Raw genomic sequence first — 24,864 nt, 5'->3', positions numbered from 1 at the left:
GCGGACGTGAACCCCGGGGTTGACGCCTATGTTTCGGGGTCCTCCGCGTCTGATTCCATCAGCATCTCAGCCATTCGCTGAGCGTCGTCGTCACTCAGGTCTTCAGGGTGCTCGCGCTGCAGTGCTGCAGCGATTAGGTAACGATCGGCGTCGTCACCCTCCCGGTCACCCGTGGCGACTTGGAGTGCGCTGAGCGCGTCCTTCGCGCCCGTGGCGGCGTCCCGCGCCTCGCCCCCACCGTCACTCCCCGCGCCCGCACTGCCGGTGTCACGCCCCTCACGCGCCGTGTCACCGTCGCCGGAGAGTTCATCGAGTTTGTCGCGGTGCCCGTGGCAAACGACCGGGTCATCCCCCCGCGGGAAGACCGCGCCCTGCGGACACTGCCCCCCGCCCTTCTTCTCTGCTTGGCACCGCGGGTCCTCGCCCGAACTACCGGGGTCATCGGTCTCCTGGTACTGCTCCCAGTCCTCGATGAGCTTCCCACGCTGAATCTGGTTCCTCGGGTCATCCAGATCGGGCTCGAAGTACGCGAAGTAGTTGGTGTCCGCGCCCCACACAGAGTCCTCAGGGACGTCCTGCAGCCCGCGGAGCGTGAACGCGTAGTCTTGCTGGACGTAATCATTCCACCCATCATACACCGCAGCCTGATCCGCTAAGCCTTCATCTGCCTTCCCAGCCTTCTCAATAACCACGTCAGACTGTTTGCGGAGGATCGCGGCGATGTCCGTGTCGTGCTCGTGCCCGACAATCATGAGGCGCGTCGAACCTCCCTCCCCTTTCCGTAACGCGTTCACGAACCTGCTGACGGTCGTGCGGACGTCTCCGCCGGGGTGAGCGTGCGCGTTCATCGTCGTACTCCACTCGTCCCCGATAACGAGCTTCTCACCGGGAGTGTCACGCACCCACTCCAGCATCTCACTCATCGTTTCGATGAACGTGACTGCCTCGTGCTCATCCGGCCCTTTGATGTTCGTAGCGATGCTCAATTCGCCGTCGAACTCCGCGTAGAGACGCTTCGCTAAGTCAAGGACAAACACCGTCTTCCCGCTGCCCTTCGGGCCTTTCACCATGCTCTGCTGCGCTGCAGGTGTGAGGCGTTTGATGAGCATGTCGTACCCTGTCGCCTCCTCGCTGCTTTCAGCGAGCCCGGTCGCCATGTTCATCGACGTCGCCTGCCCGGTCTGCCGGGCTTCACGGAGGACACGCGACCGTTCTTCACGGCCGAGTGACGCTACTAACGGCGAATCCTCGCTGAGGCCCGCGCGCTCAGCGGCGAGCATGATGTTCCCAATCGCTTCGTCATCAGTGAGGATCGCATCGATGGACGCATCCACTTCACCGGAACGGACGTCGTCGGCAGTCCTCGCGGGCTGCCAGCCTCCGTCGCTCATTCGCTGTCACCCCCGTCACCGTCGTCGTTGACAGTGTCACCCGCGTCGTCGTCCTCGTAGTCGTCCTCACCGCCTTCCCCATCATCCGGCTTGTAGAACCGCTCGAACCGTGTCCCGGACACTGCGGAGTCCATGATATCGTCAACTGGTTCCGGGTTCACAGTCGCGTTCTGCCCGAACTTCCGGTCTACAGACGCAACTGCGGCCGTGTCTGACCCGGCACGAATCGCGGGAATCGCACTGATGACACGGCGACCGACCGTCGCCCAGTCCTCCAGGATTTCTTTGTTAGCGTCGATCTTCGACCGTTCCTTTGCGAGCTCGAAGTCATCAGCGAGCCCCGGCCACGTCCCGTCAGCAGTGTTCCTTTTCGGATCGAAGTCCTGAACGAGGTGCCCGGGACCGCCTGCTGTCTGGATTTCTGCTGGCGCGCCGTCAACACGCATCTGCGCGACCCTGTCGGGGCTGCCACTGTACACGGCTGCGACAGTGATATCCTGGTCTTCAAGGTCTTCTTTCGCCTCTGCAGCGTCTTCCTCGCTCTCGATGTCTTCCAACGATGCGAGCCCGCCTTTCGACCCGATCGCGTCATCGAGGACATCACGCGCATCGAGGTCGAATACGAATTCCTTCGCCGGCTCCCATACACGCGTCACGAGCCCGTACGCGGGCAGGAATCCGAGTATCACCCAAACGCCTGCGGCGGCGGAGAGGACACGCTGGGCGTCGTTCATGTCCGCCCACACGTCTCCGAGAGAGGGGAGGACACCTAATCTGACCGCGACTAGGTACGCTACGATACTCGCAGCTGCGAGGAGGGCGTACCGGTGGTGACTCACGAACCGCTTCACCTTCCCGAGGAGACCTTCAACCGGGTTTTCTTCAACCCTGACGCGCTCCTCAGAGAGGAGTTCCTTGTAGGTGTTCTCGTGTTTTCGCTTGATGAACCCGACCGCGAGTCCCGTGGCGATTAGAACGCCAATGGCACCGCCTGCGGTCCCCCACCGGACGACGTCCGCGGTGGGTTGCGCTGCCATGACGTCGACAGTCCCACGGTCACCTGAGGCGGCCATCATTTCTCCGCCTTCTTGAATCGTTATGAGCGCGTCGTCACTCGCTAAGTGGAATCGAAGGACGTGCGTCCCATCACCCGGCCGGTAGACTTCGAACGGAACACTCGCACGCTCATTGGATCCGATATCGACAGCCCCGCTGTCGGTCACCGCAATCGGTGCGGAGTGTTCCGTGGCAGTGACGGTGATCTTGACAAGCCCAGAGTCTTCGAACTCGACTTGGTGAACCGTGACGGTCCCGAGCTCCTGCACGATTTGAGACGTGTCGATATCGCTGGCGTTGACAGGTTCACTCCCCGTCGTCGTCTCATTCCCAGCCTGATCCTGCGTCTGTGCCTGTGCGGCTGCAGGCGCAACTGCAGTGACTGACAGTAACACTACGACTGCGAGCGTGAGGAGGGCCGCTCGTCTCACTCCCCACCACCCTCCCCATCATCATCCGCCACTAACCCCAGCCCGATCAGACCCGCAATCCCCCATGGAATCCACTTCGCTACGGAATCCTGCGACGACGTGACACCGCCACCCGGGGGTACCGGTTCCTCCGTCGTCGTCTCATCCCCGGTGCCATCGTCAGTTGACGGGAGGTTCGCGCCGGTACACCCGACCGACTGAATCGACTCAACAACAGGATAATCCCCGTCACGGACACCCCACACGGTCTCGAAGTCCAACGCGGGCATGTTACTCGTCGCAGTGTCACCCGTCGCCTCAGGCGTCGTTAACTCGTACATCTGCCCCGTAGCCGCCCGGTCAAGGTCAGCGATAGTGTCACCGACCGTCCCAATCTCACCAGTAACACCTGCCACATCACCGTCCCAGAACACGCTCACCGCCGGGTCCGTGGACCGACCACTATTACTATACGACCGATTCCCGGTTACAGCGCCCGCTGAACTCGCGGTGGAATCCACACTCGCGGCAACGACGACGGAATGCAGGTTCGTCGAATTGGACGACAGGTGACCGATAAGCCCGCCTGTCGCCGACCCGCCCGTAACCGTTGACCGCGCGGACGCGTCCGTCACGATCGGGGCGATTGCCTCCCCAACCAAGCCGCCGACCTGACTGTCACCGGTAACACTTCCGCGTGACGTGGCGAGCTCGATCTTGGCTGGCGTCTCAGCGAACCCAGCAACACCGCCAACGTACTGCGACCCGTTGACGGTCGCGTCCACGAATACACCGCGGATCGTTCCAAGACAATCGCCAACAGCACCGCCAGCCATGTTCCCGCCAGTCGCCACGGTCCCTTCGACGTCAATCGCTTCGATCGCCCCGGATTCTCCGTTGATGCCAGCCACCCCGCCTACGTCATGGGAGTCGCTCCCCATGTCGATATCCGCTGTAACACAGCAGCCTCGGATAGTGCCGTAATTCCCGCCTACGACTCCACCAACACCGGTTGCTCCGCCTGTAACCGACCCGTTGACAATGCAGTCATCCATGGTGCCGTCGAACGCTCCTGCAACTAACCCGACTGCACCGTTTTCGGACTGGGCCGAAACGTCGATTGTGCATCGTTTGACCGTTTCAACCCCGCGCATTGCGGTGATTGCACCGACTTGCGTGCCTCCTGATATTGTGCCGGTCAGTGTTACGTCGCGTACTGTGAGCGAGCCCGCGGCAAGGTGCTGCGCGGCGATGATCGCGGCTTTATAGCCTTGACTGGTGATGTCCGCGTTGATTGTGACGTTCTCAACGACTGCGGTGGCTTTCCGGAACAGTGCGCACTGGGCACTCCGGTCGATGTACAGCCCGTCAATCGTGTACCCGCGGCCGTTGAGGCTGCCGGTGAACTCCTGGATTGGATCCCATCCGGCACCGGAATCCCAGGTTTCTGTGGGGGTTGCATCGATGTTGCTGGTGAGCGCGTAGTGCGCTCCTGGGGCATCACGCATCTTATCGAGGTCATCGATAGTCCCTATCTGGTACGGGTCGTCCTGGGTCCCCGATCCTGCCAGCCCGTCCGTGGTCGTACTGGTTTGCGCGGCCACGCCACCAGTCACGTACTTCCCTGCGAGCGCTGCCGCTGACAGTGACGCGCCCGCTTTCAGCGCATCACGACGTGTGATGCCGCCTTCGTTGACAATCCGTCCGTCCCCGTCGTGGTCTGTGTTTTCAGATACCATAGAATCTCACACCCCGATTGCGTCCGCGCCGAGCGCCTTCACGATCGCTGCGAGGAGGTCCATAACGAACTCCCCAGCCGCACCACCGAGGTCAGTCACGACCCACTCAACCAGGCTAACAACCAACTCAATCAGCATCCCGGCCTGCGACAAGGCCATCAGTGCAAGCGCTGCAGCTGCTACGAGGATGATTATCTGACCGATGTTCCCCGCCAACGCCTTCGCAGCGAGCAGCGGTATCATCGATCGTCACCTCCCTGCAGGCCCAGCGCAGCGAGCGCGCCAGCGCCAATCGCTGCACCCCACATCCACAGGCCACTCCCACCGTCGTCACCGCCCGCACCGCCACCGCCCGCACCGCCACCGCCCGGCGGGTCATACTTGCGCCTGTGACGCGTCCGCTCAGCTGCCGTGTAGATCTGCTGGCGCATCAGCTCCTCCGCGCCGTCAGTACTCAACTCAGTCTGACGCCCGTCTCGCATGTGTAACGCACCGACTTCCTCACCGGCTGCGTTCACCACAGAGTGGATATGGATCCCCTCGCCAGGCTCAGTGAGAGACCGCCACAGTGAATCGTAGTCTGCGACGATGATTTCCTCGTTATTCGCACGCGGATCCGGGATCCGGTACGTCTCCCCGACCCGGAGCGCTTCGTCAACGCTCGCACTGACCGACTCGATGTCACTGAGAGAGTACCCGTCCGAATCAAGTCTCAAGTAGAACGATGCTGTCCAATCTGCAGCATCGCTACTCTGCATCCACTCGCCAGAGGTCATGACTTGCCCGTACTGGTACGTCTCCGAGGTCCCGTCCGCGTACGTGACCGTGTGCTGGCCATTCGCTGGCTGCCCTTTGATGTGTAACTCAGTCCCGTCAATCACCGCGGTTTCCTCTGTGAGGTCGTACGAGACGGTTTCAGCCGCGCCAGGCGTCCACCCTTCAGCTCCTCCGAGGAGGACGATCGTCTCATCAATCCGTTCACCCTCACCCTGCGACTCTGACGGCCCCAAGATCTCAACGTCTACGTGGAACTCCGTGTTCGTCCGCTTCCCACGTCGAAGAGCCTCGATGATTGCGAAACCGGTCGAACCGGTCTGGTACCAGTCCATCCCTAACTCGCGTCGGATCGCAGCGTTCGACAGGTCGCTCATCGGGATTTTCCCGCGGCCAGCGTACGAGGAGTACATCGTGTCCACGTACGCGTCGATCTCCTGATCGAACGTCCTGACAAGACTCCACAACTTGTTATACATCTCTGACGCGAGGGCTGAGAGGTCCTGATTGTACGACAACAGTTGGTATTCGCTGTCGCTCAGGAAGTCCGGCGGTGCGTAGTTGATCGGCGGAATCGGGTACGTTTTGCTGTCAGTCGTCGTCGGAACCCACTCCCACCGGCCGTCCGCTGCAATCGTGTCGTACAGTGGGTGAACGAGCATCTCGTCAGTGTCCTGCTCAGGGAGTAACTGCATGACTCCCGTTTCCAGGATCCGACCATCCATCAGAGACACTCGCGCCGGGTGCATCGAGGGTTGATGCAAGGTGAAATTGTCGTGTGTGAGCTTCGCGCCCGAGTTGAACGACCAGTAGTCCTTCAGAGACGTGTTATCGAGCTCGCTGGCGACTCTGAAGAACACGCCGTTGATTCGAATTAGGATCTCCTCGATGAGGATTAACAGGTTCTGCTCGCTCGAAGCGAGCAGGTCTCGGACCGCGGTGCGCGCATCAGACTTCGCCTGCGACACCGTACGTCCGGAATTGAATGCTGCTCTCGTAGCGAGTTCGATTTCCGCGTGCGCTAACTCCTCGTTCTCACCCATGTCAGACTGCCACTGCGTGATTCCACGCTCCAAGAGCTGGTGAGCCTCGACGATGTCGTACCACGCTTGCTGCAGTACAGTCCCTGACGCGACGTCTCCAGGGTTATACGGGTCGTAGTACACGTCAGCGAGCGAGCCGCGAACTGCGTCGAACAGTTCGCCGGGGGAGTATCCGTCCGCGCGTTGGATCGTCTCCATTGCGAGGGCGGTCTGACCGAGCGCGGGGGTTTGGAGCATGAACATGCTCGCTACTTCGCGCCCGGAGGGGAGGGTGTACAGGCGTTTCGCGTCGTCTTGAGCGACGTAGTCACTGTAGTTCTGTTCCATCCAGTACTTGTCTGGCGGGGTGTCACCCGGGACGGTGTCACCGTCCGTCGTCGTGCTCGTGGTCGTGGTGTTCGTCTGCGCGGCCACAGACCCGGTAAGCGATGACCCTGCAGCGGCAGTTACACCTGCAGCCCCGAGTGCCTGCATTAGTTGGCGTCTCGATACCGTCACCCCGCCAGATTCGTCGTTGACAGGTTCGTCGTCGCCGTCCTCTGTATCCTTCATGTGTGTATCAAAAATTGGTTGAAAGTGTTACTCAGCGCGCGCTGCCAACGCAATCAGGAGCACCACTACGAGCACCCCACCGATCGTAACTGGATCCCCGGCGGCGTCCTCGATTACACCACCTGCAACCGGGGCATCCTCACTGCCTTCAACGGTCAGTGGCGCGGACGTGCTGACTCCAGCGTACACGACTTCAACCGTGTAATTCCCCGAATCAGGGACGTCTGCAGGCGCGATGGTGAACGACTCCGTGGCAGTCGTCGATGCACTCAGAGTGTAGTTCTCCATCACCTCAGAGTGCACGACATCACCACTGTCGTTCAGTACCACGAACTCGACTGGCCCAACACGATCCTGCCCGCCAGCCCCGAGCGTCGCGTTCACCGTGGTCTCACTACCGTTCACAGTGTATTCGCTCTGATCGAGCGATACGGACTGGTCAGCGACAGCGTTGACCGTCAGCGTAGACGACGTCGTCACGCCATCGATGTTCGCTTCAAGCGTGTACTCGCCGACAGCAATCCCGTGCTGCTCGGGTGAGACGTTGATTGTGACCGTCTTAGTCTGATTCGCACTCACGTCCACATCGCGTGTGAACGTCGCCTCTGTAGTCCCGTCACCAGGGTCCACGACTGCGACGCTCAGCGTCTGATTAGAGATCCCAGCTGAGTCAGCAGTGACGTTGATTGCGACGTCTGCTGACGTCGTCTCGTCAATGACGTAGTCTGTCGCTTCGATACTGACGTTCCCCGCTGCAGCGGCCGCTGGCGCGGCGGCGAACGCGCTTACGAGGCTCATGAGGAGCATCGCTGCGAGCGCCAGCGACCCTGTTTTGCGTGTAACTCCTCGCATGATTCAGTCCCAGGCGTCGAACTGCTCGCCCAAATCATAGGCTCCCGCGAGCGCTACGATCGTCCCGATCATGATTGCGATATTCGACCCGACAGCGGCGAGCGGGTCCATCCCGAGTGTGTAGCCCAGCACAGTGATTGAGCTGAGGCTTGTGATCGTGTTCGTCGCCAACGCGGGCATATCAAAACTTGCCATGCCCGTATCTAAGGGGCACAGGCCCGTTACCCCTAGTTTTTGAAACGCGAGAAACGCGTGAATCACAGAACAGTGTTACCTCTCTCTTACCCCTCCACCCCATACCCTCCACTGATGACAACCGTAGGAGACAAACACACCGCGACAATCAGCGTTAAACCAAGCGGCAGCGGGTCGATGAACGTCCCTCAAGACGTTCTCGAAGCACTAACTGGCGGCGAAGGCACCACGGTCGTCTTCATCGTCCGCGACGACGGGACTGCCCGGCTCGTCCCACTCGAAAAAGTGTTACTCGGCGATCGTTAACAACACCGACCGGGTCGCGGTCAGGATTCGTGTAACGGGTCAGTACACGTTCCCGGCCGGAACCGTCACGGCACTGTCTCGGAACCACGGAACCGTCACGCTCCATAAATCGAGGTCGTAATCCTCGAACGTGGACAGGCGCGACTGCCCTGGATGTTCTGCAGCGTCCTCACGCCCACCTTCGCCGTGCATGCCCTTCCGAGCGTTCACATTGACAAGCGCGGATTCGCCGCGGCGGTCACGCCGAACCTCGGTGAGTTTCTTCTTCTCGCCCGTGAGCGTCGCCTGCCGTCGCCTCCGCGACAGGCGCGGCGACGACGACGTGCCCGCCAACACTCGCGTGTCCAACTTGTCCGGGTCACGCGGGTCGAGACCGGTCGGCAGCAACTCTTGCGCGTGTGCTGCTGCCCCCACTGTCTCCTCATCACCTGCGCGGCCGGTCACGTGACACCACAGTCGCATCGAAGACCGCCACAGGCGGTCTCGTTCGTTCACGCACTCTATCAGCCCTGCATGCTTCCAGCGGTGCAGGACTCGTTGCGGGATGCCCGTCTCACCCCACCGCCACACCGCCCGTGGGTGCGGGAGCGCGCGCCGGATTGTGGTCCAGTGAGAGCTGATGAACGCAGCTTCTGACCGTGTGAGATCGCTACTGTTCGACTGCCACGCCGCCGACGTCGTCGTTGAGTTTTGAGTTGACAATCTTGGTCACCCCGTTTAGACTGCCCGCAGCCTGTCCTCCGCTGGCTCGTACACCTTCCCCTGTTTCTTCAACTTCATCAACTCGTGGTCGAACTTGTCCTCGCTCAACCCAGCTTCAACAGCCCGCTCACGGACTTCCGCGAGCGGCGCGCCTTCATCATGCTCGTGTTCGACGGACTCGATGATGTCCCTGAGACCGCGTACGCGGTCACGCTGAACGTCTGCATCGATGGACAGCCCATCACCCTCAGTGTCACCGCCATCCGCCATCACGCCGTCCTGTGACTCTTGACCGCCTTCTGACGCACCGGGACTTTCCACGTCGGTGTCAGCCGTAGTACCGTCGTCGCTGGATCCGTTAACAACTTCATCACCGTCGTCGTCACCATCATCGTCGTCAGCGTCCGGGAGACCCTGCTGGTCACCCGAATGATTCGGACCGAGCTCAACGATATCGACCGACCCGAAGTCCCCGATCTGCAACTGCTGGGACCCCTTGTCGTTCCTCAACAGCGTCCCGTTATCGGTCCGGATCTTATCACCAACCCGGACACCGGCCAACTCGTTCTCAACCCCATCATCGTCCCACGCAATAACGTCCAGCCGACCCGAGTCGTCCTGAATCCTGACTAATACCCCGGAACCACCATCACCCTGCAGGTGCCGGCGACCAATCACACGACCCTCCACAGGCCCGAGCGGACCGAAGTTCAAGTCTTCAATCGGTGCCACACGGTCTAACGGATTCGTCTTAATCCCCGTCTCAATCTCCGACTCGTACTCTTCAACAACCCACTCCGGCGCGATCTTCACCGCTTCTTCGCTGAGCATGATGTGCTCAACCGCGCGCTTATCACCAATCCACGACCCGCCTTCGAACGATATCTCCGCCGACTTCCGCATCGACGTCCAGAACTGCGACTCCGCCATCGGTTCGATACCGTCCTGCTGGCACATCGCGGAGTACACCTCGTACACCGCCTGCTTCTTCATCTTCGCACCAGTCTTCGCCTGTAAGTGGTCGCGCTGGAATCGAAGGGACGCGTCACTGTACCAGTGGTACAGCTCCCAGCGCTCAGTTTCTGTGCGTTCCGATCCGGGCTTCCCGGTGTCAGCCATCTCCTGCGCTTTCTCCACTGCAGCGACAAGCAACGCTTCAATCTCTTCTTCCGCGTAGATCCGATCTTCCAGCTCTGCGGCGTCAATCGCCATCTTGTGCCCGTCGTCCTCGTCCTCAGTGTGACGGTGCGGCATCACGATCGGGTACAGCCGCGACTTCACACCCGAGTTCCGCTCACCGAGCACCGCCGGGTCGTTACTGAGCCAACTGACCGTGGCGTACGGCTGGAAGTCAGCGAGCTTCTCGTACTTCCGATTCACCGAGACTTCTTCGCCACCAGTGACCTTCTTGAGGTAGTTCAGGTCGTTGATCTTCTTCCCGGACGCGTCGTCGTCCAGCACCGCGTGAGCGTTCATGATCTTCCCCGTCTCGAAGCCTTCGCCAGCTGCGAACGAGTCGAAGTTGATCGTAGCGACGTTGTCGTACCCGACTAACCGCTTCACGATACCGTGCCACTTCGTCTTCCCCGTGTCTGCAGGCCCGAGGATGGGGAATGAGGACTTGATGTTGTGGTGCCGCATCAGCGAGTGCGCGGCCATTGCGATGCACATCCGGCGATCCTCTTCATCTCGGCATACGTCGTCAAGGAACCAGTCGATGCCGTCACCGAGCCCGTCGTACTCGCCCGGCTTGTACTCAGTCGGGAGTTTCGAGCGGAGCCTCCAGTGCGGCGCGTGGTCGTGTAACTCGCCGGTCTTCAGATCGATAACACCGTTCTCTACACCGACCATCCACTTCAGGTCAGCATCGTCCGGGACGCCTTCGGCGAACGCGTCAGCTTCCACGCGCGCCCGGTTCTTGACGTTCTTCAGGATTTCACGCCGGTCGTGCGACTTGTTATCCTTCGATGGGAGGTGGTCGTCAAGCACCGTTTCTAACCGTTCGAGCCCGTCCGGCACCCACACGCCGTAGTCAGCGCGTGACTGGTCTGCAACGTACAGCCACGCCTTCTCCGACCCGTACGGGACCTTAACCTGGTACTCTTCGAGTACTGCGTCAGCGATCTCACTCCACGCTTCTGCCTTCGTCTCCGCTAACGCATACATCGACCCGACGTCCTCAAGCGGCGACGGGGCATCGAGGTAGTACCCTGCCGGGTAGTCGTCTGACTGGAGCTCGATGACGCCCGTCGCATCGGTCGTGATGTACTCAACACCGCGTCGTTCACGGGAGTCACCGACCGCAGTCACCAGTACCTCATCACCAACCTGTCCATCGAACGCGTCGATGGTATCCTCGTCATGCACGCGGATTGTGGCTGCACCGGAGTAGTCTGCGACGACGACATTCGCGTATGTGTCGTACTTATTTCCTCCACGGTCAACGCGCACTACACGGCAGTGTAACGCGACGACGTTCGTTACGGTGCCACCATTCTCGGGTTCACCGTCCATCACGGGCTGCAACTCATCACTCAGGTCAACGGTTTCAACGTCGTCTGCAGCGCCTTCGACGTCTTCCTGGTCCGTTAACAACTCCGCCTGCACCGTCGAATCGGTGGAACCGGTCAACGTGACGGACTCCGGATCGATGTCCGGGTCAACCTCTGCCGGGTCCTCGCCACCGGAGAGACGACGATCGTCAACGTCCACCTCGGTATCGTCAGTGTCGTCTTGAGCTCCGTGCACGTGTTCGCGGAGTTCCGCGGTCGTCCACACATCGATCGAGTCGCTGAGCCACGGCGGGACGTCGTCGCCGTCAGTCACAACCAGCGTGCATTTCCCGGCGTGCATGTCGTCTAACACGCCTGTAATCGCGTCCGTGTTCGATTCGATGAGCGCGATTTCGCGGATTGCGCTCCCGCTCCCGTCACGCGCGGTGAGGACTGTGATGCCGTACTCCTGGCGTTCCTCAACGCGTTCAACGCTGGCGGAGGATTCCGTGTAGTCAGTGACGAGGTCGATGAGGTCGTCGTCAGCCCCGTCAAGAGTGAAGAACTCTTCTGCCGGGTCAGCGTCACCGTCGTCTCCGTCGTCAATCGGGTCCCCTGGCATTACTCGTCACCACCGTTGACAGTCCCATCTCGCCCGCCGTCAGTCACGAGCCGTGGTCCCTCAGTCATGTTCAGCACTTCACGCCCGTGTTCGGACGTCGCGTACGCGGGCTTGTCACTGCACAGCGGCACGACGACGTCTGCCCCGCCTTCGCGCTCCTCAACACACAGGAACAAGAGCGTATCGCGCTCGTTCCGGTAGTGGTGTGCTGCGTCGATTGTGATTTGTTCGTCGTCCTGTTCGACCGTCACAGTCGCGGGCTTAAGAGAGTACCCGCCTGTTTTATCCGTGTTTGACTCGTATTCTGTCATGGGTTGCTACCATTGTTGCACCCACGGGGCGACGCGTTCCAGCGCGTCGCCCCACTCGTTTCCTGTACGGTTACAGTGATCTGAGAGGGACGAGTGCCCCGCGTGTGCTTATCATGTCGTAAGGCAGGGTGACGGATAAACGCTCGCGCTAACGTTCAAATGGGTAAAGGATTCAGGCGTTACAAGCCCCCTACCCGATGACTACAATCCCGCTGCGGGTAGTCATCGGAACCTATAACAACAAGTTCTCGAAGATCCACCCAGCAACCCCGCGATTCTCGAAATTCCATAACATGACACCGGTTGGGGGCGATGCCGATCGCCACTCAACCACACCCACATTGACAATACACCACCAGCACAGGCACCACCACACCCATTTCAGCCTGCTCAGATGGGGGTGTGGCGGCAAAACACCAGTTTCACGCCCTGACAGCGGGATCGATGGGGTAGCACCACACCCCCCCGACCGGAAACCCTACTTATCATTTTGCCGTTTACCCCGTTCCAATATTTCGACTTTCAGTAAGAGGGGGTGTGGTGGGTTGCTGTTTTCGACGTATAGGAGCGCTGTCGCTCCTGTTTTGTTACCACACCCGGGGTGTAGCTGTGTTCTTAGGGTGTGGTAGAATCGTGAAAAGAAAGATTGTGGGTGTGGTGCCCGTGTCGGTCCCCGTCGTCAGTGGTGGGTGTGGTGCTGGTAGGGAGGGCGCGGCGACTGCCGCGCTCGCCTGTGGACGTTCTGGCTGGTGCGTCTGGATCGATGGTCACGGTGCTCCTGGTGGCGCGTGCGCGCGTTGTGGGGGGTGTGCTGCCTCGATGAGTGGCGTGGCACGTGTGCTGCCGCGGTAGTGTTACGCGGCGTGTGAGCGGCCTCTGAGGCGCATCGTCGTTCGTGTTACTGGGGAAGGGTGAGCCGGTGGCGGCGTGTGAGCGTTGACAGTGTCGCTGGTGTCGTGTCGATCGTGACTGTCGTCGTCCCTGCACCCCGGGCGGGTTGCGTGACACTGTGACTGACCGCGGGTTCGCGTGACATTGTCCTCGAAGCCCAGCGGCGCATGAGTGACTGCCGGGACAACCACTCCCTCAGAAACAGATTAGAGTCGGTTACGGAGCTGCTGGAACGTCAGTACCCTATCAATCCCTGGTGCATCGAACGCATCGAGTTCGTCGTTGAACTCACCAATCTTCACCCTCCCGCTCTCAATCCCTCTGATAGTCTCCCGATCGAGGTTCACGGGAATCGTCTCGCCAGCAGTCAACGCCCTGAGGACGGTCCCTGCGACTTCATGATTCCGAACGACCCACACAGACTCCCCATCAGCATCCGCCAGAACGCGGTAATCGTGTCGCAGGCTCGAATAGTCGTTAATCCCGCTGCTCACGTCGTCAGGCACCCCCGGGTCAGCGCTGACGCGCCCTCCTTCCACCTCGATTGTAGCGATGCGTTTCGGGTCAGTGTCAACTACTACTAAGTCAGTTCTACTCCCGCCCTCGCGCGGTGAGACTTCCACTCGTCTGACGTCATCACGCGATTCGTAGTACTGCCGGGTGAGCTCAACACCGACTCGGTGCGGAGTGTTATCGCCAGCATCACCGACGTTGAATCCGTGTTTCTTCGTCATTCTACACGCTCGCTGCCCGTCTGCCGTGACGGTGTAATACCGTCTTCGCGCGACTCCTGTATGGAGTTTCAGATACCCCAGCTCTTGGAGTTTGTCGTCGTCGATGTCGTACAGTGTTTTGATTGTGGATGACATCGACTCTGTGAGGTTGTACCCTTCTAAGTCACCGTTCATCGCTTTCACGACAGCTTTCATGAATGCGGCTTCATCGCTCGTGATTCCGTATTTCTCTAAGTGGCGATTGGTGAACCCGCCGGTATCAACTCGGGTGAGCGGGGCAGGCGCGTTGTTACTGGATTGTCGTCTCGGGTCGTGCGGGTCGCGTGGATCTGGAGGGTGCTCGCGCATATGTTATTTTCTGGTTCTGGTATAATGTCTCCTTGCCGTGGGGTTCTTCGTGTGGTTTTCAGCGGGGGTTACACGGATCCTGACCGCGGGTTGCGTGACACGTCGAAGCCTAGCGGCGTCTGAGTGTCCTGTACCCCCAGTGGTCAACGTCTCAGACTCTTGGGAGGTAAATCCTCCACCCCCTCTACATCAACACACATATCCGGGCGCGAGAGGCGATATTGAACCCTAGCGAATGCCGTTTCACGTACTTAGGTTCCTTTATAGCCCCTCATATCTTCTTAGCTACCGCGCGGTGTTTTCAACCCTCAACTATCTGAGATGGGGGTTCTGCGTGGGTTTCTGCGGCGATTATTTTCGTTCCGCGGGTGGTTCTGCAACCAGTAATTTCCTTTCGCAGGTGGTTCTGCAGCGGTGTTTTCCTTCTGTCAGGGTATTCTGCGAGTGGTTTTCAGAACAGCCCGCAGAATACCCCGCGAAATCTTATACCACACGGCGCAGAACCTCTAACCAGAGGATCATGACACAGGTAGACATCACAGAATTCGGCACTGACGACGTTAGCGAAGACATGCAGAGTGATGAGGAAGACACTGGTGAGACCTTCGCTGCGGTTGTCACCGTGGCAACGTGGGGCGAGTTGGCTGACTCCCTCAGACAAGTCCTCGCAGCAACTCGCGTGGTCGCGGGCAGTGGGCTCGGGGCAGCAGAGCGCGACAAGTTCGTCCGACGTGTTGTCAACCGTGAGGTCGGTTTGGTTGCCCCGGTTGGGGAAGAGAATACCGGGTACGTCGGGGCTGGCGAATCACCGTCTGACGCGGATCTTGACAGCGCGATCGACTTCATTGTGGGTCACGACATCCCTCACTTCTTCGTTGACACCTTCGATACTCTCGGTGCGTCGCACGGTGCGATTGCCGATCGGGTCCGCGAGTTGGTTGCTGATGGTGTTGAGGTGCACGTAGTTGCGCAGGGATTCGATATCGACAGTGAGAATTGCGAGTCAGTGCTGGGGGTGCTAGACGGGCTCGATGCCGCCGGACTGGAGTTGCAGCGGCGGGCAGACGTCCGCGACATTCAGCATTGGTTGCCCGAGACTGACCGTGCGGGGCGGCCGGCTCTGGGGTTCGAAAAGATCGATGGGGAGTTAACTCGCGGTGAGAACTTCGATGAGGTTCGCGCGGTGGTTTCGATGCGGTTGAGCGAGGATATCACGAAGCAGAAGGCTGCTGACCGGTTAGGTGTGTCACCGAGAACGATTACTCGTGCTGAGGAGAATGCGGGTCGTTACGGGCTCGAAGAAGAGGGAGAGGACACTGAGGCGTGAACGCGGGTCGGGGGTGCCTGCCCCTCGCCTGCGGCGTTCTCAGAGTTTCCGGAGCGCGTCTCTACGTTCTCCGATCGGCGCGTTATCGTACTTCATTGTGGTTTTCGCGCTTCGATGCCGGAGCTGGGACTGCGCTGACGCCAGGGACGACGTGTGAGCTAAAAAAGTCCCCGTGCTGTGTCTCAGTGCGTACCACGTCATGTCCCGCCCGTCAGTGTCGATTCCTGCTTCCTCGCACGCTCTGTGTAACACTCCTTTCAAACTACTCGAAGAGTAGGGGTTGGCTCTACGGGTGAGCCACAGCGCGTCGTTGTCGTCGTACTTCTCGTACTGACCTCGCTCAGTTAGCCACCGGTCGAGAGTGTTCGTTGTCTCTGTCGTTAGTGCGACGACCCAGTTGTCACGGTTCTTGCTGGATTCGTCTTTCGGGATGCGCAGCACCTCGTTATCGAGATCCACCCAGCTGGTCCGTGCACGGCGAACCTCAACCGGTCGTAGCCCGGCATCAAGCGCGGTGTGTATGAGACTCGTTTCTTTCCACCCGTTAATCTCCTCCCAGTCGCTCTTTGCGATGTCTCCGAGCGGTTTTTCGAGTATAACAGCGATGTACTTCTTCCACTCCTGCCGTTTCTCCGGTGTGACGGACTTGTAGTGCGGGACCGAGCCCATTGACAAACTGGCTTCACGGACACGGCGTCGTTCATCGAGGGTGAGATATTCACGTGGCTGCGTGCTCGATGGCTCGCTGAATGTGATTTCCGGGTCCCACGGGTTGCCGTCACGTTCGTGTTCAAGCCACTTCCACAGCATCTTCACGGACTTCTGGTACTTGGCCTTCGTACTCGCAGCGAGGTCCTCTTTGAAGGCTAAGTGGTCCATGTAGGCGTCCGCGTCATCCTGCGTGACGTACACGGTGTACCCGTCACGTTCCTCCCAACACCACCGGTAGAATCGATCGATGTGTCCGGCGCGGACACGGATCGTGTCTTCACTGTACCCTTCCGCCTTTGCGGGGTTCTTGCCCTTCGCTAAACACCAGCGGATTAGATCGCGGCGATGGCTACGGTAATCGAGTTCTTGTTTCTCGTTGAGGTACTGTGTTGCTGGTTCGGGGACGAGAGTGATGCCTCTAACTGTGTTCTGTTGATCGTTGTTGGGTTGCATGATCAGGTGCGCTGTGTCGGGGTTCCGAGTCGGTCGTGTCGGTACGTCGTACCGGGACGGAGGTGCACACCCGCTAACACCAGAGTCAGGATTCGGTGTTAGAAGCGTTGAGCGCGTAAAATTCAAGCCAAGGGCCGGATTTGAACCGGCGGTGGGCGGCTCTGCAGGCCGCTGCGTTCGGCCGGACTCTGCCACCTTGGCGCTGATTTTCGATACTCTCTCGTCGCGCTTAAATATAGCGGTCTCCGGCAGTAGTGGTCTGGTTCGAAATAAGGAAACCCGCTTTGGGCGCGGTGCCTGAAGCGGGTGTGGTATGAGTGGGTGGCGGCGAACCGGGGTTTCCAGAGGCTCGCGCACTCCAGTACTTGCCGGAACGCAGGCGGGCTTAACTACCGTGTTCGGGATGGGTACGGGTGGTTCCCCGCCGCTATGGCCGCCTTAACGCCGACTCGCGGAATCGAACCGCGAACAGTGTGTCCAACGTCGGTGGTTCGATCGACTCAACGATCAACCGTATGATTTCGTGCAATCCAGTTTGCGCCTGGACCCGTGTTGAACGGGCGCAGTGCGGTATGAGTGTGTGGCATTGACCTGTTAGTGCTCGCGGACTGAACGCCTCGTTGCCTCGGCGCGTACATCCCGAGTCTATCGAACTCGTCTTCTACGAGTGGTCTCGGTGGTATCTCTTTTCCAGGTGGGTTTCGAGCTTAGATGCGTTCAGCTCTTACCCCGTGTCACGTGGCTGCCCGGCACGCGCCCTTTCGGACGACCGGTACACCAGTGGTGACCAATCGTAGTTCCTCTCGTACTATACGATCGTTCCCGTCAGATACCGTAACACCCCCAATAGATAGCAGCCGACCTGTCTCACGACGGTCTAAACCCAGCTCACGACCTCCTTTAATAGGCGAACAACCTCACCCTTGCCCGCTTCTGCACGGGCAGGATGGAGGGAACCGACATCGAGGTAGCAAGCCACTCGGTCGATATGTGCTCTTGCGAGTGACGACTCTGTTATCCCTAAGGTAGCTTTTCTGTCATCTATCGCCCGCATCAAGCAGGCTGATAGGTTCGCTGACCACGCTTTCGCGTCAGCGTCCCTTGTTGTGCAGGACACTGTCAGACTTCCTTTTGCTCTTGCGCTCTATTCCGCGTTTCCGACACGGATGAGGAAATCTTGGGGCACGCTCGATATCTTTTCGAGCGTGTACCGCCCCAGTCAAACTGCCCGGCTACCGGTGTCCTCCTCCCGGAGTGAGAGTCACAGTCACTAACGGGTAGTATTTCAATGCTGCCTCGGTGGCCCGCTGGCGCGGGTACCTGTGTAATGGCTCCTACCTATGCTGCACATTAGCGACCGTGTCTCAGCGACAGCCTGCAGTAAAGCTCTATAGGGTCTTCGCTTCCCCTTGGGGGTCTCCAGACTCCGCACTGGAACGTACAGTTCACCGGGCCCAACGTTGGGACAGTGACGCTCTCGTTGATCCATTCATGCAAGCCGCTACTGAAGCGGCAAGGTACTACGCTACCTTAAGAGGGTCATAGTTACCCCCGCCGTTAACGGGTCCTTCGCCCCATTGTACTGGGTGTTCAGATACCCGCACTGGGCAGGATTCAGTGACCGTACGAGTCCTTGCGGATTTGCGGTCACCTATGTTGTTACTAGACAGTCGGAGCGTCCGAGTCACTGCGACCTGCCCCTATCCGGGGCAGGCATCCCTTATCGCGAACTTACGGGACTAACTTGCCGAATTCCCTAACGTCGGTTGCTCCCGACAGGCCTTGGCTTTCACCGCCAGAGCACCTGTGTCGGATCTCGGTACGGACGCTATGCTCCCTTTTCACGGGCCCTAGGTAACATCAACTTGCGCTATCTCTGGCTTCGTTCGCTTCGTGCCATTACGGCTTCCACGAAGTTCCCAGATTTGACCGGGCGAGTGCCCGGCTTGATGGTTCCCAAGGCGTCGGTTTTGTTGCATAGCGGCACAGGAATATTAACCTGTTTCCCTTTTGTCTCATTCGAGTTGCGGTGAGACTTAGGACCGGCTAACCCTCGGCTGTTCAGCATTGCCGAGGAACCCTTGCTCGTAAGGCCGTCGGGGGTCTAACCCGACTAACGCTGCTACTATGACCAGGATTTTCGTTCCCATTCGGTCCACGTGAATTCTCATCCATGCTTCCATCCGAACGGAATGCCGACCTACTCGATCACCGTGTTACGGGTGCGGCCAGGTCTCGGTGGTAGACTTGAGCCCCGATCATTTTGGGCGCCTCAAACCTCGGCCGGTAAGCTGTTACGCTTTTCTTAGAGGGTAGCTGCTTCTAAGCTCACCTCCCGGCTGTCTAGGGCTTGAGACCACCTTCGATCGCACTTAGTCTACACTTTGGGACCTTAACCCAGCTCTGGGTTGTCTCCCTCACGGTGCACAGGCTTACCCCGCACACCGGATTCCCTGCGTCGATGGTGTCCGTAAGTTTGGAGTTTGACAAGGGGGCCGACTTCTCTCGAAGTCGGCGCCCCTAATCGGTCGCTCTACCTCACGGACGACCTCGGCAGAGGTCATGCTTCGACATGTTTCGGTCGGAACCAGCTGTTGCCAGATTCGATGGGCCTTTCACCCCTATACGTAGATCACGAGAGGGTATTGTAGGACACCAACTCTAACAGGCCTCCACGTGCCTTTCGGCACGCTTCGCCTTGTCCACGCATAGATCATCTGGTTTCGGGTCGCATCCGATTGACTCCCCGCCCTTGAAGACGGCGGCCCTCGCCCGTAAGGGCTGCGGCCATGTCGCTTTCGCTGTGCCTTCCCCGATGCACGGGTTAGGCTTGCCAATCAAATGCACTCCCTGGTTCGTTTTTCAAAACGTACGACAGAACACCGGCTTCCTCTAAGTCCTACTGCAGATTCGCATCTGTGTCGTTTGTTAGAGGACCTTGTGTGCTCTGTCGCTCTATCGCCAACTGATTTCAGGCTCTATTGCATCTCCCTTTGTGGGATGCTTTTCAGCGTTCGCTCACGCTACTTGTTCGCTATCGGTCTCGAGACGTGTTTAGTCTTCGCGGTCGATGCCCGCGATATTCACGAGGGATATCCAACCCCCGATACTCTGGAACTGACGCACGCTTTACTTGGTCATGTTACGGGGCTTTCACCCTGTGTCGCGCTCCGTTTCAGGAGACTTCACATGATCGTTCGAGCGCTGAGAGTCAGTCCGAACACCACATTGCCCGTGAGGGCTTCGGTTTGGACTGTGTCGCGTTCACTCGCGGTTACTGACGACATCTCTTGCGGTTTCTCTTCCTGTCGATACTAAGATGTTTCAATTCTCGACGTTCCCCATTGCGCGAAGCAATTGCGGTGGGGATTCCCATTCGGAAATCCTGAGTTCTTAGCCTCCGTGCGGCTCCCTCAGGCTTATCGCAGCTTGGCACGTCCTTCATCGGCGCTCGAGCCGAGCCATCCACCAGCTGGCACAGTAGCCACGCTGTTGGAATCGCACTGTGACCCGGTTCAACTCGGATCCAGTGGACGCCTGGATTGCACGTACATACGGTTGTCATCGTCACGTCCTGGTAGTATCAGGAGCGTACGTCGAACCCTTCCTACACGCGCTTTCACGGTGTAGTGCATCGGTTAGTGTGGATTGAATCGTTGCGCCGTCTCCCACTTAAGGGACACGGTTCGATTCGCCCCACGACATGGACCCACTGGGATTTGAACCCAGGGCATCCTCCTTGCAAAGGAGGCACTCTACCACTGAGCTATGGGCCCACCTCCCCGGCAGGGGAGGTGTAATCGTTAGCCCTGGCAGTTCTAAGGTGCCCGACCACCGAAGTGGTCGAGGTCGTCGAGGAACCCTCGTCAGTGTTCGTCGTGTGAGGACGAACGGTGTGGGCCAAGTCGTGTCGACTTGGTCCCGTGTGTTAGGAGGTGATCCAGCCGCAGATTCCCCTACGGCTACCTTGTTACGACTTAAGCCCCCTTGCGAAGCCCAGATTCGACCCGGGAACCGGGCCTCATCCGGACCTCACTCGGGTGCTTTGACGGGCGGTGTGTGCAAGGAGCAGGGACGTATTCACCGCGCTCTTCTGAAGCGCGATTACTACCGAATCCAGCTTCATGAGGGCGAGTTTCAGCCCTCAATCCGAACTACGACCAGGTTTAAGAGATTACCGTCCTCTTTCGGGGTTGGAACCCGTTGTCCTGGCCATTGTAGCCCGCGTGTAGCCCAGCTCATTCGGGGCATGCTGACCTACCGTTGCCCGTTCCTTCCTCCACTTTAGCAGTGGCAGTCTCCGTAATGTACCCAGCCACCACGAGGGTGCTGCTGGCAATTAGGGATGCGGGTCTCGCTCGTTGCCTGACTTAACAGGATGCCTCACGGTACGAGCTGACGGCGGCCATGCACCTCCTCTCAGCAGGTCAGGTAAGCTCATCACACTGACCGTCACTCCTGCTGTCGGGCTGGTGAGATGTCCGGCGTTGAGTCCAATTAAACCGCAGGCTCCTCCGGTTGTAGTGCTCCCCCGCCAATTCCTTTAAGTTTCATCCTTGCGGACGTACTTCCCAGGCGGCTCGCTTCTCGTCTTCACTACAGCACAGCACACACTCGTAGTGTGTGCCATACTTAGCGAGCATCGTTTACAGCTAGGACTACCCGGGTATCTAATCCGGTTCGTGACCCCAGCTTTCGTCCCTCACCGTCGGGTCCGTCTTCTCGAGGCGCTTTCGCCACCGGTGGTCCGTCCAGGATTACGGGATTTCACTCCTACCCCGGACGTACCCCTCGAGTCTTCCGGCCCCAAGCCAGCTGGTTTCCGCCGGACGCCCACGCGTTGAGCGCGTGGATTTCCCGACGGACCTGTCTGGCTGGCTACGGACGCTTTAGGCCCAATAATAGCGGCCATCACTTGGACTGCCGGTATTACCGCGGCGGCTGGCACCGGTCTTGCCCAGTCCTTATTCGTACACCTCCCTACGGTGTACAAAAGCGAGGACTATATGCCCTCGCACTCGGAATCCCCTTATCGCACTGTCGTGCAGTGTAAAGTTTTCGCGCCTGCTGCGCCCCGTAGGGCCCGGAATCTTGTCTCAGATTCCGTCTCCAGGCTCTTGCTCTCACAACCTGTACCGATTATCGGCACGGTGGGCCGTTACCCCACCGTCTACCTAATCGGCCGCAGCCACATCCTATAGCGCCGGAGCGTTTGTGGCTCTCGACACTCCAGTCTGAGAGCCGTATCCAGCATTAGCCTCAGTTTCCCGAGGTTATACTGGTCTATAGGGTAGTTTGGCCACGTGTTACTGAGCTATCTGCTACGGGTCTGACCCGTGCAACTAGCATGGCTAAATCGGATTCCGATAGCAATGGCCTCCGGCAGGATCAACCGGAATGGTTGCCGAGCGCGTGATGGCTCGGTGGGTTTCTGGCGGAGACACATCTATCGTGTCTATCTTCTAGGTCCGTCAGTTCGACGACCCCGGACCGAATCGTTGGTCGGGTGTCACCGAACTGCCAGGGCTAACATCAGATCCCATCGTGTACGGCGGACCGCAGGGGTGGAATCCTCATTTCCTTCGGACCTGAACGTTGGCTGCGATGGGCCATAAACCCATCGAACCTCGGTCGGTCCGAGACTGCGAGACGAGTTGAACGCCTCGCGAATCGCACTGTGTCTTTTGCTGCAGTTGGTTCGAGGCGCCCGTATCATTTAAGGGCGTCGAACCGTGGTCGGCCTTCGGTGGGAAGACCCCCGAAGGCTCGGTCACGTCCAATCCGAGTGGCCTTGTACACTTAAGGGCACCGGATCGGACGTGTGGTCGTCGTCCCGAATCGGGGGACGGCGAGGACATCCAATCCGAGTCGCCACATACAGTTAAGGGCACCGGATCGGGGCGTCGTACGAGAGGCGGCCGAGACGTCGTATAAAGACGCCGATTCTCGCCACCTCTCGGAGGCCCAAACCACCGGACCTCGTTCGCATTCAAACGAATGGCCGGGTTACACTTAAGGCCGTCGAACCAGAACGCCAACGGGGAGAGTTTCCAAGGGAATCGTTCTGGGCGTCGTGAGACGGGTGCTTCTACCGAGCGACGGAACCTCACACGTTGCCGATTACCTTGTCGATGCATGCGTGTGGTGGCTTCGAGATTCGACACCTCGTCGGAGACGGTACGGTTCCATACCAACGACAGCTAAGTAGTGAGTGGACACAAGTTTCGACGAGGAGACACGTTATGGCTCGAAACAGGTCCCTCGTTACCCGCCGTCGAGCGCTAGCAGTCGGGGCAGGTGCGGCTCTCGGCGCTTCCACACTCCCCTCGCGGTGGTTCCGAAGCTCTCCCCGATCCGCTCCGAAGATAGTTGACGGGACGTGGCCGATGCAACGGCGAGATCCGGCACGAACGGGTTACGCTCCGGACGTGGACGGACCGAGGAAGCAGCCGGAAGTCCGCTGGCGGGCCACGTTATCGGACGACCGCGCGACGCGGACGTGGCTGGTCTGCTCGGCCGGGACGGTCTACGCCGCCTCGGACCGCACGATACACGCGTTCGACGCGACCACGGGTGAACTGAACTGGCAGACGAGTCGCCTCGGGACGCTACCGTGGGGGGATCGACCGACGCGCGTAGAGACCGGTCCCGTCCTCGACGGGGAACGCCTGCTCGTCGGGTCGTCTGTCAGTCTGTATGCGCTCGACCGGACGCGCGGGCGCACACGGTGGGAGTACAAGACGAACAGTAGCCTCGACGAGACGCTTCGCGCCGGAGATACGGTCTACGTCTCGTCCTTCGTTGGGACAGGTGACCGCCTTGTCGCCATCGACACCCGGTCCGGTCTCGAACGCTGGAGAACATCACCGGGAGAGGGTGTCCACCCGAACGCGTACGCGGAGGGATACGTCGTCGGACCGGTTATAGAGGGAGACGGATCGCTCAGTGCCGTTGACGCGACCACCGGCGCGACGGAGTGGGTACGCAACCTGCACCTCGACAGTAGTCGCCGGGGTGGTCCGTGCGTTGTAAACGACACCGTCTACTGTGGGACCGAACCTGTGTACGCACTGAATCTCGACGATGGAACGACTCGGTGGTCGACGTCGCTGGGTGCTGCAGGTGAGGAGGTCCGACCTATTTCTGACGGGTCTAGGGTCTACCTCTCGTTCGGTGATACGGGCCGCGTCGTCGCACTTGACGCGGACACCGGCGACACGTCTTGGAGTGCCGAACTCGGGAGCGGAGTCGAAGAGAGCGCACCCGCACTCGCAAGTGATACGCTCTACGTCGGTCTCGAACACGGCGTCGCGGCCCTCGACGCGTCGTCGGGCGAGCAGCGATTCCGTGTGAGCTACCCCGAGAGCGCGAATCGAACGGATTCCCCGATAATCGCTGGCGGTACGTTGTACGTGCTTCTCGACCGGACGCTGTACGCCCTCGGAGAACCATGAGTGACGGAGGAACCCTCCGCGACGGCGTCGCTGGCTTCGCCGGATACGTCTCGCTCTGGTTCGCGTTCGGTCTCGCGACGAACGGTCTGAGCGTCGTGTTCGATGCGGCACTCGTCGGCGAACCGTTCGGATGGACGCTACAGGCGAGCAATCTCGTCGCAGTCGGTGCCGCGTTCGTCGTCCACACGTGGTACCCGGACGCCCGGTCGGGCACCGTCTGGCGGTTCGGTGCCGCGACGTTCCTCGCCTTCGTCACTCTAGGCACGGTCACGGGGGCGATGGACGTGCGTACGAACGGGTCGCTGTACTACGTCCTGAAATCACTCCTCGTGTGGGTCGCAGCGGTGTCCGTCGGGGCAGTCGTCGCGTGGACCGACGACTGGCGGACGTTGTTGACTGGAGAGTAACGTCCACTCTACACCCCTCAGAGCCGGGAATCGTAGAGTGATGGTTCGAGGAGGAAGGTACGCGACCTCGCGGATGTAATCGCAGATGAAACCC

Annotated in this window: 16 protein-coding genes, 2 tRNA genes and 3 rRNA genes; 4 read left to right on the top strand and 17 right to left on the bottom strand. The window is 59.6% G+C overall.

The features are described 5' to 3' along the window. Window positions 1–26: 26 nt before the first annotated feature. Genes NGM06_RS05025 through NGM06_RS04995 form a run of 7 tightly spaced genes read right to left on the bottom strand, consistent with a single transcriptional unit; the run spans window position 27 to window position 8,012 of the window. Window positions 27–1,391, bottom strand: a complete 1,365-nt coding sequence (locus NGM06_RS05025; protein WP_254269221.1) for a hypothetical protein — start codon at window positions 1,389–1,391, stop codon at window positions 27–29. Continuing rightward, entirely contained in the window at window positions 1,388–2,878 is a 1,491-nt protein-coding gene (locus NGM06_RS05020; protein WP_254269220.1) for a DUF8063 family protein, read from the bottom strand. The genes NGM06_RS05025 and NGM06_RS05020 overlap by 4 nt, the downstream gene beginning before the upstream one ends. Continuing rightward, complete coding sequence (locus NGM06_RS05015) at window positions 2,875–4,596, bottom strand: hypothetical protein (RefSeq protein ID WP_254269219.1); 1,722 nt, start codon at window positions 4,594–4,596, stop codon at window positions 2,875–2,877. The genes NGM06_RS05020 and NGM06_RS05015 overlap by 4 nt, the downstream gene beginning before the upstream one ends. Window positions 4,597–4,602: 6 nt before the next feature. Beyond that, window positions 4,603–4,839 (bottom strand): hypothetical protein, encoded by a 237-nt coding sequence (locus NGM06_RS05010; RefSeq protein WP_254269218.1) that lies wholly within the window; start codon window positions 4,837–4,839, stop codon window positions 4,603–4,605. Next, on the bottom strand, window positions 4,836–6,965 hold the full coding sequence (locus NGM06_RS05005; protein WP_254269217.1) for an Env/VP5 family phage fusion protein: 2,130 nt from the start codon (window positions 6,963–6,965) through the stop codon (window positions 4,836–4,838). The genes NGM06_RS05010 and NGM06_RS05005 overlap by 4 nt, the downstream gene beginning before the upstream one ends. 27 nt (window positions 6,966–6,992) lie before the next feature. Further along, the gene (locus NGM06_RS05000) at window positions 6,993–7,772 is read right to left on the bottom strand and encodes a hypothetical protein (protein ID WP_254269216.1); all 780 of its coding nucleotides are present in this window, start codon (window positions 7,770–7,772) and stop codon (window positions 6,993–6,995) included. 48 nt (window positions 7,773–7,820) lie between these two features. Continuing rightward, window positions 7,821–8,012 (bottom strand): hypothetical protein, encoded by a 192-nt coding sequence (locus NGM06_RS04995; RefSeq protein WP_254269215.1) that lies wholly within the window; start codon window positions 8,010–8,012, stop codon window positions 7,821–7,823. 114 nt (window positions 8,013–8,126) lie between these two features. Here NGM06_RS04995 and NGM06_RS04990 point away from each other — a divergent pair, with 114 nt between their 5' ends. Then, complete coding sequence (locus tag NGM06_RS04990) at window positions 8,127–8,318, top strand: hypothetical protein (RefSeq protein ID WP_254269214.1); 192 nt, start codon at window positions 8,127–8,129, stop codon at window positions 8,316–8,318. A gap of 39 nt (window positions 8,319–8,357) precedes the next feature. Here the strand turns inward: NGM06_RS04990 and NGM06_RS04985 are convergent, their stop codons facing one another. The 4 genes from NGM06_RS04985 to NGM06_RS04970 form a co-directional block, all read right to left on the bottom strand. Continuing rightward, entirely contained in the window at window positions 8,358–8,732 is a 375-nt protein-coding gene (locus tag NGM06_RS04985) for a hypothetical protein (RefSeq protein WP_254269213.1), read from the bottom strand. Between the two features lie 303 nt (window positions 8,733–9,035). Further along, entirely contained in the window at window positions 9,036–12,134 is a 3,099-nt protein-coding gene (locus NGM06_RS04980; protein ID WP_254269212.1) for a phage/plasmid primase, P4 family, read from the bottom strand. Further along, window positions 12,134–12,445: a hypothetical protein gene (locus tag NGM06_RS04975; protein WP_254269211.1), complete on the bottom strand. Its 312-nt coding sequence runs from the start codon at window positions 12,443–12,445 to the stop codon at window positions 12,134–12,136. Before NGM06_RS04975 ends, NGM06_RS04980 begins: the two co-directional genes overlap by 1 nt. 1,097 nt (window positions 12,446–13,542) lie before the next feature. Beyond that, window positions 13,543–14,265 (bottom strand): hypothetical protein, encoded by a 723-nt coding sequence (locus NGM06_RS04970; protein ID WP_254269210.1) that lies wholly within the window; start codon window positions 14,263–14,265, stop codon window positions 13,543–13,545. 673 nt (window positions 14,266–14,938) lie between these two features. Here NGM06_RS04970 and NGM06_RS04965 point away from each other — a divergent pair. Continuing rightward, entirely contained in the window at window positions 14,939–15,745 is an 807-nt protein-coding gene (locus NGM06_RS04965; RefSeq protein ID WP_254269209.1) for a helix-turn-helix domain-containing protein, read from the top strand. Between the two features lie 39 nt (window positions 15,746–15,784). Here NGM06_RS04965 and NGM06_RS04960 read toward each other — a convergent pair whose 3' ends face one another. From NGM06_RS04960 to NGM06_RS04935, 6 genes are all read right to left on the bottom strand, one after another. Next, complete coding sequence (locus tag NGM06_RS04960) at window positions 15,785–16,909, bottom strand: tyrosine-type recombinase/integrase (RefSeq protein ID WP_254269208.1); 1,125 nt, start codon at window positions 16,907–16,909, stop codon at window positions 15,785–15,787. 125 nt (window positions 16,910–17,034) lie between these two features. Then, a tRNA-Cys gene (locus NGM06_RS04955) sits at window positions 17,035–17,110 on the bottom strand. 118 nt (window positions 17,111–17,228) lie between these two features. Continuing rightward, window positions 17,229–17,350, bottom strand: a 5S ribosomal RNA gene (gene rrf / locus NGM06_RS04950). Between the two features lie 134 nt (window positions 17,351–17,484). Continuing rightward, window positions 17,485–20,402, bottom strand: a 23S ribosomal RNA gene (locus tag NGM06_RS04945). Window positions 20,403–20,613: 211 nt separating this feature from the next. Then, window positions 20,614–20,685 (bottom strand) — tRNA-Ala (locus tag NGM06_RS04940). Window positions 20,686–20,839: 154 nt separating this feature from the next. After that, window positions 20,840–22,308, bottom strand: a 16S ribosomal RNA gene (locus NGM06_RS04935). Together the 16S, 23S and 5S rRNA genes with 2 tRNA genes alongside form the textbook arrangement of a ribosomal RNA operon. Before the next feature lie 987 nt (window positions 22,309–23,295). Between NGM06_RS04935 and NGM06_RS04930 the strand changes: the two genes are divergently transcribed. Both NGM06_RS04930 and NGM06_RS04925 read left to right on the top strand, forming a co-directional pair. Further along, the gene (locus NGM06_RS04930; RefSeq protein WP_254269207.1) at window positions 23,296–24,363 is read left to right on the top strand and encodes an outer membrane protein assembly factor BamB family protein; all 1,068 of its coding nucleotides are present in this window, start codon (window positions 23,296–23,298) and stop codon (window positions 24,361–24,363) included. Then, window positions 24,360–24,770 carry a hypothetical protein gene (locus NGM06_RS04925; RefSeq protein ID WP_254269206.1) on the top strand — a complete coding sequence of 137 codons (411 nt, stop codon included), beginning with the start codon at window positions 24,360–24,362 and terminating at the stop codon, window positions 24,768–24,770. Before NGM06_RS04930 ends, NGM06_RS04925 begins: the two co-directional genes overlap by 4 nt. Window positions 24,771–24,864: the final 94 nt, after the last annotated feature.

Source organism: Halorussus aquaticus (assembly GCF_024218795.1).
Taxonomy (GTDB): domain Archaea; phylum Halobacteriota; class Halobacteria; order Halobacteriales; family Haladaptataceae; genus Halorussus; species Halorussus aquaticus.
Note: the sequence above shows the minus strand (reverse complement) of the source record. Positions and strands in the feature narration are given on the sequence as shown.